Below are 14,692 nucleotides of genomic sequence, written 5' to 3'. Positions count from 1 at the left end.
GAATCTTTGCCGCCTTGCCAATGGATAAGTATTCTTCCATGTCCATAGTTTACCACCCAAAGGCATAGAAAGGCAAGGGTTGTTGCAGGTCCGCACGAAACTGCTTCACCGTGCCTTCGCAGTGGCATTCCTTGCACATGACCGTTGTATTATCGTCCCACATCGCATTGCGGGCGTTGACGGGGATGTCAACTGTGCATTCTCCCGTCTCAAATCGCAAAACGTGCACATCGACGTGCGTCGTGGCGCCCTTGATAACAAAGTAGTGGGGCGCATGACTCTGCGGACACCGCAACTGCGGGCAACGCGACAGTATCGCACCGTCTTTCTGTTGTGGTTCTTCGGGCGCCTAGCGCCCATCCCTTGTGCCTCACGCATGATTCCCATCGCGCCGGGGCGTCAGGTCATCACACGCCAGCCCCGCCGCCGCCAGATCGATCCACATCATGGGCCGCACCTGCCCGCGAGCGCGCAGAAGAACGTTACACGAAAACGCATGCCCCTTGTCCGTCCGCAACCAGCCGGCCGCTCGCATGGCCCGCTTACTGGCACGAGCATCAGGTGATTGCAACACCGTGACCACCCATGTCGGCTCGCATACCAAATACTGCCGCCCATCCATCGTTTTGAGCATGCCGATATGCTGTCCGTTGATCCATGGCCCTGGGCTGCGCCACCCGATAATGCGGTCGGCCACCGTCTGAAGCGCGGCTTGCAAAGTAGCACGTAGGCTATCCAAGTCCGTGGCCACCGTGGTGGATGCTCGGGGGGCGGCAGGGTATGCAGCTTTCGCAGGCAGTATACTGTGCTCCAACGTTTCCGGTACATCAATGCCTGCCGCTTGATAGGCCGCCCGCATGACGGGCCATGCATCCGTCTGGGGAGGAAGGCCCCGAGTAGTGGCCCGTAAGACTTCAGCTAGGTATTTCAGAGTTGTCGGTTTAGGCGTGGATTTTGGGGCCTCCCTCATCCGCTCCCGAAAATAGGTGTTGACCAATCCGCGCTGAATCTGCCACGCCAAATCGTCCGTCAGGGATTTGGTGATCATGAGATAGCCGGATTCGGTGATTAAGATCATTTCGATATTCGGATTGCCTTCTGAGTTGCCGACGAAATTCGTACGCAACTCAGAACGGGACACCGTAAAGTAATCTTCTCCTGCAATAAATCGTTCCCGATGCTCATTGAAATTACGTCGTGCCGTCCCTTCTGGCCTGCGATGCAGACGGTCAATATCGGCCAATGTGACGACCCGCTGGCCCTGCCATTCTCGCACTTCCAGCGCGGTGGGCGGGACGATCTGAGGCAAGACAACATACGACATGGCTTTTTTCCCTTCCTTCCCCATTCTGACAAACGACGACAACGCATCTAAATGATCTCAGTGGCATTCGGGAATCGTAGCCGCATTCGATGATGAGGACGCTCCAGACCAAGCGTCCGAAATTTGGACGCTTGGTCTAACGTACGCAAAAAGCATGGAGGCCTCTTCCGGTGTGCAGGATATGAGACACAAAACCCCCCGGAGCGTTTCCGGGGGATGCACATTTTTCACGATTTTTCGGGTCTCAGGGCGCGAAAAACCGTCACGCCGTGCAGGTGATATTATGAGTATAGAAGAGTGCTAGCGCCGTGTCAAGCCACCCCGAACCCCGAGGGAGGTGCCCACCATGAATTATGCCGCCCGCCACGCTATGAATGCCGCGCTGTGGAGCCTGATCCGCTGGATCATCGGCCCCTACGGAGCCCCGCCCTCGTCCGCCTGACGTGGGCCTCGGCCCCTCCATCGGCTCCCGCATTATCGCCTAACCCGGCCGCGGCCCTTATGACCCGGATCCCATCGCCGCGCCAGATTCCCGCTCTTATCAACACTTGGTGGGCCTCGCACATCACCGCGCATTTGCCGCAACCAGACGCTTTAGCCCGATGGATGACGCGCCGACGCATTTGATGTCCGCGTTTGCTCATTGCCGTACCCAGAAAGGCACGGCAATGAGTGCTCGTTACTGGTCGAGTCAAAATATTAACGGACCAGTAACGCGACAAAAGCGTTGTGGCATAAGGGTTTGAGGTACGTCGTTACTGATGTTACTTATGATCTCTCTCTATATATAGGGCGACTTTTTTAATTTTGTTTTGCGACCCCTCACAAAATAAAATTAAATTCATCCCGCCTATATATATATATCATCCGCAAAAAACCAGTAACACCAGTAACGCAGGGCTCAAACACATACAGGGCAAGGGTTTCAGCGTTACTGGTGGACAAGTAACGCAACGTGGCCCGTCAGTAACGCGACGCAGAAATTTCCTGCCACAGAAGATGAGTTACGTACGAATTTCGTCGGCAACTCAGAACAGGGGGCCGCAAGGGATTGGCCCCCTGTGCGTACCCCCGCACAGCCCACAAAGCAGTCTCCTCGGCGTTTGAGGTTCGTGTTGATAAGCAAGTGAATCTCTCAAGGCGTCCCGACTCCACGATCGGGGGCTTCGCTCCCGGGGCCTCGGCCGCAGTGATGTCATCCATCATCCATCCGGTGGCCCGGATGGATTACAGCGTCCGGGATCAAGACCATGAGTACGCACGGTAGCAGACTGTTCATTGCGGGCACGATTCCCGGATGCTCATACGCTACCCTTACCCGCTAGAGCGCGAGGTGTAAATTGCGGGTAAAGGTCAAAACCTTATGCGGCGTAAGGGTTTGAGCGGGGTCTTTACACCTTTACACTATTTACCCTTGATCTATATATATATATATAGGGTCGCTTTTTTAATTTTAATTTCGCGAGAGATGAGCCGGCGAAATTAAAATTAAAAAATCCTCTTTATATATACATATTGTTTTGCGGGCAAAGCGGGTACAGGTGTAAATTTTCCTTCAAACCCACGCGTGGCTTGGCTTTTGGATTTTACCCGCTCTTTACACCCTCCAGCGTGGTTGGGTTGGCACTGAACGAAACGCGGTCGTGGGAAGGAACGCCCCCGTCTGATCGGGGTCTATGGCCAACGGTTTACCACCGCAGAGTGCTTTAACGATCAGAAAAATGATCCCGATGAGGAATTCTCCTGGAATGCCGTCACTCTGAGTACGCCGGAACGGTGGGATCGCCTGCTCCTGGTCTTTGCGTGGGCGTATTATTGGTTGAATGTCGTCGGGTGGGCCATGGAAACCGCGGGCAAAGCCCGCGAGTGGCGTGCCAATACGGTCAAAGACTCTCGTACGCATGCGTTGTGGCGCTTGGGCCATTGGGGATTGGCACACCATGACGTGGTGTGGCGCACCCTGGTCCGCACCGTGCGCACCTTTTGCCGTCGCATCCTGCCTGTCGCGGTCCAGGATCTGAAGACAGACGCGGAGCCAGAAAATCCGGGGAGCGCCCACCATCCTCCCGCCCGATTCTGATCCTCCGAAGATTTGTGAGCTTCGCCGCTTTCCAATCGACCAAGGAAACGCCATGGCTCCACGGTATTCTTCTCTATCAGGATTGGGGATCATACGGGCCGCCTCAACATGTCTCATATCACCGTTCGGGCATCATCGTTAAAGCGAAAGCATTATCAGGCGTGCGGCATCAGTACCAACGCCCATTTAGCTTGGTGCTGTACAAGCGCTGTGGGGTTTTGAGGCATGTGATCGGGGACCCATAATGCCGATATCGTGACGTAAAGGGGCTGATGGAGGTATGGAGGAATTCTCAATTGAAACTTGCTTGGGGTCAAAGTACAATCCGATTGATGTGGATACGTGGCATTGACTTCGCAAACAATTTTTGGCTTTTTATCCGGGATTCCGGTGTGGCTGATGGCCGATTGTGCCCAGAACGAGACCATCACCATGTCGGGTTCCATCGTGGGATGCCATATCACTGTGATGCGTGCATTATGGCTCTGCGTGATCCGTAATGGCCACGCATAGCGCTTTGCAGGGGCCAGTTTACTAAAATTGTGTTGGCTATCTTTCCACGTGGCACTGACTAATGGCGCGGTCAGGGTTCTTCCATCATATACAATCTCCGCCCAGGGTACTCTGATGGGGAATCCTGCAGAATACCGGGCAGACAAACGTGGTGACGACGAAGGATGACTCACTCCACATCCCGCAAGGAGTAAGACGAGGCTGCTTATTAAGCGTCCTGACAATTGGCGAACTTTAATCAAACATATCCGCTCCAATGGTGCCATTAATTTCTAGGGTATCAACGAGGAGGTCCCAAGCGCGGCCGTTATCGGCTTCGGCTGCGAGTCGAAGGAAAAATCCGGTTTGCGCATTGACCCATAGTTGAAACAGATGACCTGCGGTTATCCATTCGAGGTCTTGCGCGGGGTCAAACAATCCTTGCTGCATGCGTATAACGTTCAGGTCCGGGTAGGCCACCAGATGAAAGGCCTCATAGCCATGGATCATGCCGTGTTCTAAAACGACCAGGTGCATCGAATCCACCCACAACGGGGGATTGAGCCATCCCAGCCGGTGGCAATTGGCTTCAGCCGTCCACTGGGGACTGCCCACTTTAAAGATGATAGGCGTTCCCCGCATCGGATAAGTTCCGGAGGCACGTGGCTGATGATTCACGCGATAGGTCCAGTGATGGGCCGTTGTGATATATTCTTCCTCGGCCCCGTCGGGACTTCGCTCCGCATAACGCCATGCATCGGGACTTTTCCACCACGCCCTGAGCGTCCACGGTTCCGAGTGATTGAAAAATGCGAACAAGGCCGTCGGATTTAAGAACTGCCAAGGAGGATGGCGCTGGGGTTGCGCATCTTCACCCACGTTGTAGTTTTGCAATCGTGCCACTACCCGTAAAGTGTCCACGTTGTCCCATGCATGAAGCATTAATATGCGGACATAATCGGTTTCTTGCGCATCGCTCATCATTCAGGACTCCTTTCGAGAGAATTAGGCTACCGGTTTAGGAGTTGGGCACGCCACCATGGCTGTCCGATCCGGCGGCGTAGAATTCCATATGGCTTCCGTCCCATTGTAAGATACTGTATACCCGACCCCTTGAGACATCCATTCGTTATACCATCCCGGGTAAGGACATTGCCAACTCGCTTGGGGTCCGGGAGCCGGAATTTGATAAGTATTGGAGGCACTTTGTTTACCCTTGCCTTCTGTTATCCATGTGTTGCCCAGCCAATATACGGATCCGTCTTGCGAAAGGATTGCCGTGACCTGCATGGCTTTTACCGTAGCAGAACAAGACATCCATGCATGAGACGCGACACGAGATTGACCGCGGTCGCGCCACCATGACGATCCATGCGGGTTATCAATATTCACAGTACAACTGAAATTGGAAGGCGTGATGATTTGCGGAGATGTATTTATGGAATTAGATTGGGCCCGTACAATCGGTGTCATGGATAAGATATACCCTGCTAAGCCCACTGTGATTGAAAGTTTCCTCCACATATGCATGTTGATTCCCTACCCTTCATCTCTTAGAAAATATCTTAAATTATAAATTCGATACATTGTGAAACATTCCTTGCAAGCGGCGGGGATTATTCTATGACACGATTCGAGTAGAAATGACACCACGGTCAAACGGTGTCATACAAGGATTGAAATCCATAGCGTAATCGAGGACATATGCCCACAGTGAATGAGATGGCATTGACCCAACAATGTGAGGCGTGATGGATCAGTCACATGGTGGCATTATTCAGGGAGAAATACAGGATGCTCGACCGTTTGTATAAGGTAGGAATGCGTCTTGGGCGCGGCGAATCATCGATGGGGTGATAACACAATAACCATGCCAAAGAGACCCAAAGAACCGTATTCCGCGACTCCACGCCAACTGCCACCCGGCCGCCGCCCGCTTGACCCCCTCCTGGCCTGCGGCCGAGGAAGGGGTCAAGCGGGCCTTTTGTTCAATTTCAAGGCACCTGTAATTCTTGGAATATCCGCGGCGTGCCATTTTGTCCATTAATGTAAACGACATATTTACGCAGTAATTGCCCGCGTCGATTGACATCCAATACCGACAAAACATAGTCGCGGTGTAGATGCCCGGAAAAATCGACCCACTGCACGCTAAAATCTCCTCCTCCGTTGATTGTTAAAAACGGGCTTATTAGTCTTTGCGCATCCTGGCGCGCGTGCGCTGATGAAATTTGCATTCGATAAGCGCTTCGATAGAAATGCAGAACGACGAATCCCATTATCGCCACCACACCGATCATTGAGACAATCATAATTCTTTCTCGTAAAGATCCCATTAGAAGTTCTCTCCTACCTCAATGTTTGGTCTTGTTTCCTTACCCTTTTGCCGTCTTTCACGTCGGTTCCCTCTCGACCGGTCTTCCGTCACCGTCATCACCTGAAAGCCATACATAGCAATAAATATAAGGTATATATCCTTATATCCTTCTTTTCTTACTTTCCTGGTTGCATATCATCTACACGCGACGCTTGCCATTTATTTTTTCTCCAGCGCTCCTTCCATCTCGAAATTAAATTATTTTGGACCCGTATATATACATGGTGTTAAACGCAGGAAAGCCATAAAAGGTGTAGGGTGAATCCCTCAACGGCTTCACGCACAAGTGGGTCAGACGGTCCGGGGGAGGAAAGCATGACGCCCAGATTAACGCGGAGCCCATGCATCACGGCGGCACGTGCCATCGGCCTTGAACCAGCGCAGGCGCACCGGGCGCGGGAGGTCCGGCGCGGCGAGAAGGTGCAGAAGGTCATCCCAACGGGCCAGTGGCGCGTCCCCGTCGGGTAATACGTAGATGGGCGCAGCTTCGTCGGGTTCCACAAGAAAATAGCCCGATGGGGCGGCTTGCATCACCTGTTTGGCAGCGAGCCACCAAGCTCGACACCCCAGTACCACACCTTGGAGATCCTGGGCGGCCACCCCCGCTTCAATGGCCGTTTGTGCCTGGTCGAGAGCTCGAATCAGGGGGTGGGGCGGTTGCTCATCGTAAGGATCAGCCATCCGCGTCAGTTGTTCCATCCAGTGGCGCGGCCACACTAAACGCGACGCGATGGCCTGAGCGGTTTGCCCGATGACTGATTCGGCGACGGCCTGATCCCACGGTGTGGGCTCAGGATGACGCATGAGAGCTTGGGCTTGTTGCGCGACGCTCAGGGATTCTGTCATGGCGCACCTCCGCGTTGTTGTTTGGCATACAGGCGACGAACCAGAGCGGCCGGCGACAGAGGCTCTTGCAGTTCATGCGGCGTGGGTGGTTCCTCTTGGACCGATGGGATCACCGCAGGGGGTTCGGGGGCCGGAGCCTGCGGGGCTTGGTCATGCATCTCGTTTGGTTCCGGCAATACCACCCCAAATCCCACGGCACTGGCGCGAAAACACAGTAAGCGTGTTGCAACGGCAACTTGCCCAACCTTCTTCATGCTTTTGACAATGGTAAATTTTTCTTCTCCCCGAATCATCCAGCCTTTCCGACACCACTCCGTGTAAATCGACTTAAAATCCTTGCGGCCATTGCGCTTGAGTTCGCCTTGAAACCACTCGGGCAAGACGCCGATGAGATCTTCGTCGGCAAAGTACCGTCCTCGGTACGCCCGAGGCGCAATGACATTCCCGTCCCGGTCCGTGAGTTCCAAACCAGCAAACTCCATCGCATGTTCATTCAATAAACTGCATGCGGTTTCCCACCAGCGTTCGGCTTCGGATTGCTGATCAAAGGCGCTGGCAGGCAAGATCCCCTGTTGGATGGCCTCCAGATAGCCCGCTTCGGCCTGGGCCACGGCTTGGGGCGTCCAGCCATAGCCATGCTGTAACAAGAGGCGCAGTCCTAACAACCCCATCGCCCAGGCATGCGCTTGGCGGCCTAAGACCTTCGCCACCTCGCCTGAAGCCGCTGGCCATGCCGCCCGCATCTGATCCACCACCGCTTCGGCAGCTTGGTACTGGCTCAGTAAATCCGCGTCCGTCATCGTCGTAAGGACGGCGACCATGGCCCGGCCCCCATGGCCGTGATGCTGACTGACCCGAGCCATCCATCCTTCGATCAAGGTTTTGAGCTGAGCGGATTGTCGGGGATCGTCGAGCCGCCGTTGCGGGATGATGTGATTCAAGGACAAAATGCGGGCGGCGGCTCCCGCCTGATCCCCAACCATGCTGAGAATACTTTGGTTGTTGGCAACAAACAGCGTGGTGTGCAGGGTTTCGGCCACGGCGTAGCCGCCGGTCTTTTGCCCCCGCACCCGTCCCCCTTTTTCCGCGATCATGTGGACGACACTACTCCAGTCCACTTTGCTTTTCTGATCCGCCTGCAATTCTTGGATCGCGGTGGGCAGATCGTTCGTTTCCAGCAACTGCTGTTCCAAGGCAAAGGCCGACGAATACTGCGCAATGGGAATATAAGGAGACCGCCAGGGGGACAACGCCAGCGCGGTCAACGAGGTTTTCCCCGTCGAGCTTTGCGCGCTGGCCAGTTCGACGACGTACCCGTTGAGATTGCCCGTCACATGCAACCTGCTCAGGCGGCGGTGCAACGGGGCGGCCGCCCCATGCCCCATAAGCCACGCAAACTGGGGAATCTCCGCGAGAATGTCGGCGAGGAGGCGCGATTCTTCGGCAATGTCGCCGTGCGCTTTGAACAGGTCGGCCCCCGCTGAGCCCCGACCCTTGGGCCAGAACACGACGTGATCGTTGCCGCCCGGTAACGCGGGGCCGATCCATTGTTCGGGCAGCATAAAGCCCCACGCATTCTGCACCCGTTTCCATCCCAGAGTGTTCGTCAGGTGCTGATCTCCCCACACTCCCGCCTGCAAGCCGACCTGTTCCGTCAATTCTAGCCATTTCAAAACGGCCTTAATTTCATCGTGAGCGATGCGAATATTGAGGGTGTTCAGCGTATCCGGCGCGTTTTTGAGGCTCATGACCTGCTTACGCGGGAGCCACACGGCTTTCCACTCAGCCCCCGCCCGCCACAATAATTCGAGCCATCCTTCGCCATCGGTGTCCATGGGTTCCGCGCCCCCGATAATCATCAACGGGACATACGTAATCGGGGTCATCACCCGCTCCCCCGTCAGAGGATCTTCTCCTACTTTCCGAGCCACCCCTTGTGGCCCTGCGTCAAACCGTCGATCGGCCGGCACGGGCCACTCCCGCACCCGCACGGGGGCGTCCGGCCAGATGTCTTCGACACGCGGTAACGTCACGGGGGCCAGAGGCCCCGAGGGGGACGATGCGGCAATCCGTTGCGCCTGTTGCGCGGCCCGTGTTTCGGCTTCCGCTTGCCGTTTGGCTTCGGTGGCAATAATCTTCTTCCATTCTCGAGCCTTATAGCCCTTGATGCCTTCCAGTCCCCGCGCCAGCTCATACCATCCGAGATTATCCGTGCGGTAGATAGCAGTCGCGAGGGCAATGATGTCCGCATCCACCAGCAATCCCGGGTTCGCCTGAATCTGGGGCAGCGCGGTGGCATTCCACACCGTCAAGAGATCGGGTGTCTCCACGTGAGCCCTCGTCGGTTCCTCGGGCCCATCCGGGGCTCTATGCCCGTTGTCGGAAACGGGCGCGTCTGGTTCCGAGAGAACGGAGGGCGGGTCTCCCAACTGGTCCATGGTCTTCGCGTCGTCTGTGTCGAACGCCTCCCACAGGGCATCCCTAGGGAATGACAGGGTCTGTTCTCGTGAAAGGTCTTCCTTCTCCGGCACGTTAAGAGGGTCCCTGCCCTGTGACGCCTCGGACGAGCATATGGTATCATCATCGTGTGGTCTCAACGGAGATCACCTCCTGCATGTAGTGGTGCTAGGGGGCTAGTGGGATCGGCTTGAGCGCGTGGTGGCCGTGGTGGGGGCCATCACGCGCCGCACATCGCGCCATCGGCGCTCTGCGCAATGCATATGCTGGCATTTGTACCCAAGCGTGCCGTCAGGGGACCAAAACACGGCACTCTCGGTCTTGCCGGACGATCCGCTGTGTTCCGCTTCCCACGGGCAGGTCACCAGAATTTTTGTGCGTCCATCGGGCATCACCATTGGTTCTGCCAGAATGTCTAAGCCCCACGCGGCTAATTGATTACAGACGCTCTCCACATGGTGTGTCCACGAGGCTGAGGCCCGGGGTGGAGTGCGAGACGGCACCCAGACTTTATGCACGGGATCGACAGCCCATCGGCTGAGGACTCGCCAGCCCTCGTGATCCAGGGGCACGAGGGGGTCGGGTCGGTGGACGATCTGGGCAGGCCACCACGGGCGTTCGGCGGACGGCGCTCCTTTTTTGGGCACAGTCCCATACACTTTCGAAATGCGGCTCGCGTTGAACACACTCACGTCCACATCGACGGTGCCATCCGTAAACCGATGCGCCAGCGTCTTGAGCATCCACTGCACCCGTTCGGTCGTGAGTTTGTCGTTGGGCCAGTCGGCCAACCGATAGAGAAGATGGGCCCCATTGCCCGACACCGCTTGCACCGGATCAGGCCAGCCCAGGGCGCGTAGCGCCTTGCCGATGTCTCCGGCTTTCGTGAATGCCGCCCTTCGTTCTGCGACGGTCGCGTTGGTCTTGGCGGGTCGGACGGGATCACAGTCCACCAGCAACCAGCGGCGATAGGCCACATCCGTGTCGCGAGCCGCCTTCCCTCCGATGCGCACCTGATTGAAGGGGCCCACCCACGGTGCGTCAGGAGCTACCGGGTTTAAGGTCACGTAGATCCCCGAGACATCGGGGCGCGCGTTGGCCGTGGTGACCGCTTGCACAAAACGATCGAGGTGGGTAAAGCGCCCCACGGCGGGACGCGCCCCCCGACGCAGTATTCGCACTTCGACCAGGTACCCCGGCACCGCGACCAGTTCCCATGTTTGACGAATATCGTGGATTGATGCCATCACGCTGTCCTCCTATGCATGTCTTTAGGCGTGTGGCCCTGCGGCTAAGCACAACACTAACAGCCCATAGCCGCCGCCGACGGCTAAAACCACTCCGATCCCAGTCCACACGCGTCCCGCCGTGGGGCGCAAACGGTAGCGTCGTCGACGAAATTTGACGTTACGCATGAGCGGGAGCCCCTCCTTTCCAAGCTGCCAACCCGGTATCGATCAATTGCGATGCCTCGCCTTTCGTGACCGTGACGATCAATTCCTCGGGCACGTGCAACCTATGGAGGAGCGCCCGTTGTTTGGGCGTGGCGGGGGTCAGCTGCCACAACTGGTTGGCCATGGCAGCCTGGGCCTGCTGCGGATCCCATCCCATCAGCTGGGCTAATGTGCCCGCCCGGTGCGCCGACCATTGAGCCAGAATATCCCGGTGCTTGTCGAGGGCGTAGCTGGCCTCCCACTTTGTGAGCGTCGACGCGATGTCGGGCAGCCAGCCGAACTCCGCCAAGCGCGTTTGTTGCAGGGCCGTCGCGGGGTCCAGGGGATTTTGCATAAAGCGGGCATAGTAGCGTTCGACCTCGGAGCGCCGATCGGGATCGTCGGCAATCGTCGTCAGGTCGTCCAGCAAGTCGCGCCAGTCCACGCTAGGTGCCGGATCGTCAGTTAGGGACTCAAAGAGGTCCAGGACGTCTTCGCTATGCAAATGCAATCGGGTAAGCCACCGCTCCGCCTCGTCTGACAGCCGGGACTCCTGAGTCATCCGCTCGGCGACGCTGGTGCCATCTTTCGGGTCTTTGCGCAACCCAATCAGGTCTTTCACAGTCATTAGCTTGTGACGGCGTGTCGAGTCCACAATGTCCAACAGCACCATGTGGGTTTTGCCAGTCTCCGGAGACGGACGTGTCCCCCGACCCACCATCTGCGTGAATAGCGCAAGCGACTTGGTGGGACGGGCTAAGATCACCGTGCGCACGGCGGGTTCGTCAAACCCCTCGCTTAACACCGAATCATTTAGAACCACTAGCGTTTCCCCAGTTTTTAACCGGGCTAACACAGCCCGCCGATCATCGAGGGGCATGGATCCATCGATAGCCTCAGCGGGAATGCCGGCGTCCCGAAACATTGTGGCCAAATTGTAAGCGTGTTGAACCCCAGCCGTAAATCCAATCGCTCGGGTCCCTGCTGCGTGCTGTTGATACGCATCCACAATCAGCCGATTGCGCGGAGGGGTATTCAGCGCACGGCTCAGTTCGGTTTGATTAAAGTCCCCTCCTGACGTATGAACCTCGTCAAGGTCTGCTTTGCCCTCCACGCGGAAGGCTCGAATATCCACCAGATAGCCATCACGAATCCCTTCTTGGATGCCGTAACTGTGCACGATCTTGTCGAACACTTCCCCAAGTGAGGCTTTGTCGGATCGGTACGGGGTTGCGGTCAAGCCCAATAATAACTGCGGATGCAGGTAGTCGAGGATTTTCCGGTAGCTGATGGCCGGGGCGTGATGACATTCATCCACGATCACGGTGCCGAATCGATCCGGAGTCCATCGCGTCAGCCTTTTGGCCGACAGGCTTTGAACGCTGGCAACCACCACCGGGGCTTCGTAGTCATCTTCGGCGGCCTTGACGATCCCAACGGACGCCTCGGGCCACCCCTTGCTGAACGATTCGGCGGCTTGCCGAACCAATTCATCGCGGTGCACCAACCAAAGCGTGGGTAACCCGCGTTGCTGAGCGTAGGTTGTGCCGGTGAAGGTTTTCCCCGTTCCCGTCGCTAAGCTCCAGATTTGCCGTGTGATTCCTTGCGTCAAGGATTGGCGCGAGGCGGCAATCGCGGCTTCCTGGTACGGGCGCAAGGTGTTATTCACGGGAGTCCTCCTGAGTGACATACGCGGCAATCAATCGGCGGGCAGCGGAGGCTATACTGATGCGGTGTTTGTTGGCGAGTGCAAGGAGCTGCAAGTCCAGGGGGGCTGGAAGATAAATGTACAGGATCGTGGTGCGCCGTCCCTCCGTTTCCGGGGGCAGGGCGGGTAAGTTCACTCCCACCGCGATGGCCCGGCGACCGATTTCGGATCGCGGGGCGTCGGCGGTTTGAGCGGCTCGGGCGATGCGCTGAGCGGTGTGCGAATCAAGATGTACGGTGCGTCGTTGCACGTCGGGAGCGTTCCATGCGCGAAACACGTGGTTGGCCATCGTCGTCGATCTCCTTTGCTTTTTGTCTTTATCTAAGGGATTACCGATAAGGGATTACCGAGCTTGGGTAAACGCGAAATCGCGGGCGGCTAAGTCGGTGTTTGAAACAACCTTGAACACGCCATGCTCCTTGACCGCCGCACTATCAGTGCCCGCCTTCATGAGTTGTGCGATGGTTGGATCGGGGGGTGTGAGAGGGGGTCGACCGGCGTCCCGAGTGCAGAATCGTCGGGCGGCTTCGTGCTGACGGGGATAACTCACATCGAAGAGCATGGAAGATCCGGCAGGCGTATCCCGATCCCGATGGGTGAGGTCGGGGGCCACGCGGGACCACTCTTTGAGTGCGATGTGTTGCAACGATCGTTTCAGTGCGGGGGTTGCATCCTTGACGGCTGCGGACAACGCCGCGTCGATCGCACGCATGGCTTCCCAACGCAATCCTTCCAGGGTGGCCTCCCAGCCGTCTTCCACACGCCGCCGGGCTTGATTCGCTGCGTCCACCCACGCCGTGCGGCACAAGTACTCGTAAATCTGTTGCGGGGTGGGGGCTTTGCCCGCCCGAGTCCCCGGGTAGGGCTCGATATCCCGGGGACCGTAGCTCACCATGCGGCCTAACTCTTCGGTCATGGCGCGACGGGCTTCTCGGTATTCATCGCGAAATTTCGACACAATCGCTTTGCACGTTGCTCGGAGGGCTTGTTCTTTGCGCCGTCGCGCCGCCGTCCGGGCCGCTCGCACAATATTGCCGTGGGGCCGAACAGGGGTGGCGGAAACGGGCTGGGGGGTAGGTTCGACAAACAGGGTGGCCATGGGTCTTTCCTCCTGGTATTGTGGATTTCGCGAGACGGCCCGCGTGCCGGGGACGCCATCGGCGTCCGCAGCATCCGAGTCGAACGCGACTAGAATGTTTGATCCTGTTGCACGGGGGGCTGAGTCCACGCGGTGTAAAAGTCGTGGAGCGGGCCGTCCATAAGGCGCTCCACGAGCGCGGCCTGCGCGGCGGCGTCTAAAATTTCTAGCTCTTCGATAGACAGCACGCCCCACTCCATCTGTCCCGATTTCTGATAACTAGTGGACAACTTGACATGGATTTGCCCGAGGCGGAGACGGCGGGCGGCCGCCCGGGTTTCAAACTGCCCGACGCTCAAGAGCGACGTGGGCGGGGCCACCACCACGACGGGCAACGCTTCTCCATCGCGGAGAACCAGCAACAGGCGTTTTTCCCGGCACGCCTTGCCTTTGCCGCCGTTGGCTGCCGTGCCCCAGCGGTTCATGGGACACGAGGCACATTCGCGCCGTTCGACCGGGCCGTCGATGTCTAAAGGGGCCGTGTGCCATTCGCCTACGCCGCGTTCCACGAGCTGGCATTGGGTGGGCACGGGATCGCGTTCAATTTCATTCCCTTTTCCATCCAGTTCAATAAACGGCATCCAGCGGGCTTCGCGGACCGCGAGGATGACGCCCGTCATGTTTGTCACGGTATCCACCGGGCCTTCAAAGCCCCGGGCTTTGATGCGGTAACGCTCCGGGCGCAAGTCCTGCTCGGGGAATTCATAACCAGCGGGCAATTTGGCCCAAACTGTCAATGCGGTGTTCTTCGTTTCCGTAGCAGTTGCCATAGATTTCGTCTCCTTTGATGTTGTGTGCAGTGTATGGTGGGGGAATCGCCCTCCCTGGGGAGGCCAC

At 57.2% G+C, this 14,692-nt stretch carries 15 protein-coding genes; 2 read left to right on the top strand and 13 right to left on the bottom strand.

The annotated features are described in order from the left end of the window. Positions 1-370 precede the first annotated feature (370 nt). Positions 371-1,324, bottom strand: a complete 954-nt coding sequence (locus CO251_RS11635) for an ORF6N domain-containing protein (RefSeq protein WP_103375994.1) — start codon at positions 1,322-1,324, stop codon at positions 371-373. 297 nt (positions 1,325-1,621) lie between these two features. Here CO251_RS11635 and CO251_RS11630 point away from each other — a divergent pair, with 297 nt between their 5' ends. Together CO251_RS11630 and CO251_RS17245 are read left to right on the top strand one after the other, a co-directional pair. Then, a complete protein-coding gene (locus tag CO251_RS11630) occupies positions 1,622-1,951 on the top strand; it encodes a hypothetical protein (RefSeq protein WP_103375993.1) in 330 nt (109 codons plus the stop codon). Between the two features lie 1,192 nt (positions 1,952-3,143). Further along, entirely contained in the window at positions 3,144-3,404 is a 261-nt protein-coding gene (locus CO251_RS17245; protein WP_146039073.1) for a hypothetical protein, read from the top strand. A gap of 155 nt (positions 3,405-3,559) precedes the next feature. Here CO251_RS17245 and CO251_RS11615 read toward each other — a convergent pair whose 3' ends face one another. The 12 genes from CO251_RS11615 to CO251_RS11565 all read right to left on the bottom strand — a co-directional run bounded on the left by CO251_RS11615 (position 3,560) and on the right by CO251_RS11565 (position 14,625). After that, entirely contained in the window at positions 3,560-4,159 is a 600-nt protein-coding gene (locus tag CO251_RS11615; RefSeq protein WP_103375990.1) for a hypothetical protein, read from the bottom strand. Beyond that, on the bottom strand, positions 4,152-4,880 hold the full coding sequence (locus CO251_RS11610) for a hypothetical protein (protein ID WP_146039072.1): 729 nt from the start codon (positions 4,878-4,880) through the stop codon (positions 4,152-4,154). The genes CO251_RS11615 and CO251_RS11610 overlap by 8 nt, the downstream gene beginning before the upstream one ends. Before the next feature lie 21 nt (positions 4,881-4,901). Then, complete coding sequence (locus tag CO251_RS11605) at positions 4,902-5,369, bottom strand: hypothetical protein (protein WP_146039071.1); 468 nt, start codon at positions 5,367-5,369, stop codon at positions 4,902-4,904. A 521-nt stretch (positions 5,370-5,890) separates the two neighbouring features. Beyond that, positions 5,891-6,232 carry a hypothetical protein gene (locus CO251_RS11600; protein ID WP_103375987.1) on the bottom strand — a complete coding sequence of 114 codons (342 nt, stop codon included), beginning with the start codon at positions 6,230-6,232 and terminating at the stop codon, positions 5,891-5,893. A 368-nt stretch (positions 6,233-6,600) separates the two neighbouring features. After that, on the bottom strand, positions 6,601-7,119 hold the full coding sequence (locus CO251_RS11595) for a hypothetical protein (RefSeq protein WP_103375986.1): 519 nt from the start codon (positions 7,117-7,119) through the stop codon (positions 6,601-6,603). Beyond that, positions 7,116-9,449, bottom strand: coding sequence for a DUF927 domain-containing protein (locus CO251_RS11590; protein ID WP_158246316.1), 2,334 nt, complete (start codon positions 9,447-9,449; stop codon positions 7,116-7,118). The genes CO251_RS11595 and CO251_RS11590 overlap by 4 nt, the downstream gene beginning before the upstream one ends. A 303-nt stretch (positions 9,450-9,752) precedes the next feature. Beyond that, on the bottom strand, positions 9,753-10,823 hold the full coding sequence (locus CO251_RS11585) for a DNA primase (RefSeq protein ID WP_103375984.1): 1,071 nt from the start codon (positions 10,821-10,823) through the stop codon (positions 9,753-9,755). 24 nt (positions 10,824-10,847) lie between these two features. Beyond that, positions 10,848-10,991, bottom strand: coding sequence for a hypothetical protein (locus tag CO251_RS17445; protein WP_158246315.1), 144 nt, complete (start codon positions 10,989-10,991; stop codon positions 10,848-10,850). Next, a complete protein-coding gene (locus CO251_RS11580) occupies positions 10,984-12,678 on the bottom strand; it encodes a DEAD/DEAH box helicase (RefSeq protein WP_242968568.1) in 1,695 nt (564 codons plus the stop codon). Before CO251_RS11580 ends, CO251_RS17445 begins: the two co-directional genes overlap by 8 nt. Continuing rightward, the gene (locus tag CO251_RS11575) at positions 12,671-12,967 is read right to left on the bottom strand and encodes a hypothetical protein (protein ID WP_146039070.1); all 297 of its coding nucleotides are present in this window, start codon (positions 12,965-12,967) and stop codon (positions 12,671-12,673) included. Before CO251_RS11575 ends, CO251_RS11580 begins: the two co-directional genes overlap by 8 nt. Positions 12,968-13,060: 93 nt before the next feature. After that, complete coding sequence (locus CO251_RS11570; RefSeq protein WP_103375981.1) at positions 13,061-13,816, bottom strand: hypothetical protein; 756 nt, start codon at positions 13,814-13,816, stop codon at positions 13,061-13,063. An 89-nt stretch (positions 13,817-13,905) separates the two neighbouring features. After that, positions 13,906-14,625, bottom strand: coding sequence for a hypothetical protein (locus CO251_RS11565; protein ID WP_103375980.1), 720 nt, complete (start codon positions 14,623-14,625; stop codon positions 13,906-13,908). Between the last annotated feature and the right edge of the window lie 67 nt (positions 14,626-14,692).

The sequence above is a fragment of the Sulfobacillus sp. hq2 genome, assembly GCF_002903155.1.
Lineage (GTDB): Bacteria > Bacillota > Sulfobacillia > Sulfobacillales > Sulfobacillaceae > Sulfobacillus > Sulfobacillus thermotolerans.
Note: the sequence above shows the minus strand (reverse complement) of the source record. Positions and strands in the feature narration are given on the sequence as shown.

Coding starts and splice junctions, on each gene's coding strand:
- CO251_RS11635 (WP_103375994.1), bottom strand. CDS start 1,324: ATGTCGTATGTTGTCTTGCCTCAGATCGTCCCGCCCACCGCGCTGGAA.
- CO251_RS11610 (WP_146039072.1), bottom strand. CDS start 4,880: ATGATGAGCGATGCGCAAGAAACCGATTATGTCCGCATATTAATGCTT.
- CO251_RS11605 (WP_146039071.1), bottom strand. CDS start 5,369: ATGACACCGATTGTACGGGCCCAATCTAATTCCATAAATACATCTCCG.
- CO251_RS11600 (WP_103375987.1), bottom strand. CDS start 6,232: ATGGGATCTTTACGAGAAAGAATTATGATTGTCTCAATGATCGGTGTG.
- CO251_RS11595 (WP_103375986.1), bottom strand. CDS start 7,119: ATGACAGAATCCCTGAGCGTCGCGCAACAAGCCCAAGCTCTCATGCGT.
- CO251_RS11585 (WP_103375984.1), bottom strand. CDS start 10,823: ATGGCATCAATCCACGATATTCGTCAAACATGGGAACTGGTCGCGGTG.
- CO251_RS17445 (WP_158246315.1), bottom strand. CDS start 10,991: ATGCGTAACGTCAAATTTCGTCGACGACGCTACCGTTTGCGCCCCACG.
- CO251_RS11570 (WP_103375981.1), bottom strand. CDS start 13,816: ATGGCCACCCTGTTTGTCGAACCTACCCCCCAGCCCGTTTCCGCCACC.
- CO251_RS11565 (WP_103375980.1), bottom strand. CDS start 14,625: ATGGCAACTGCTACGGAAACGAAGAACACCGCATTGACAGTTTGGGCC.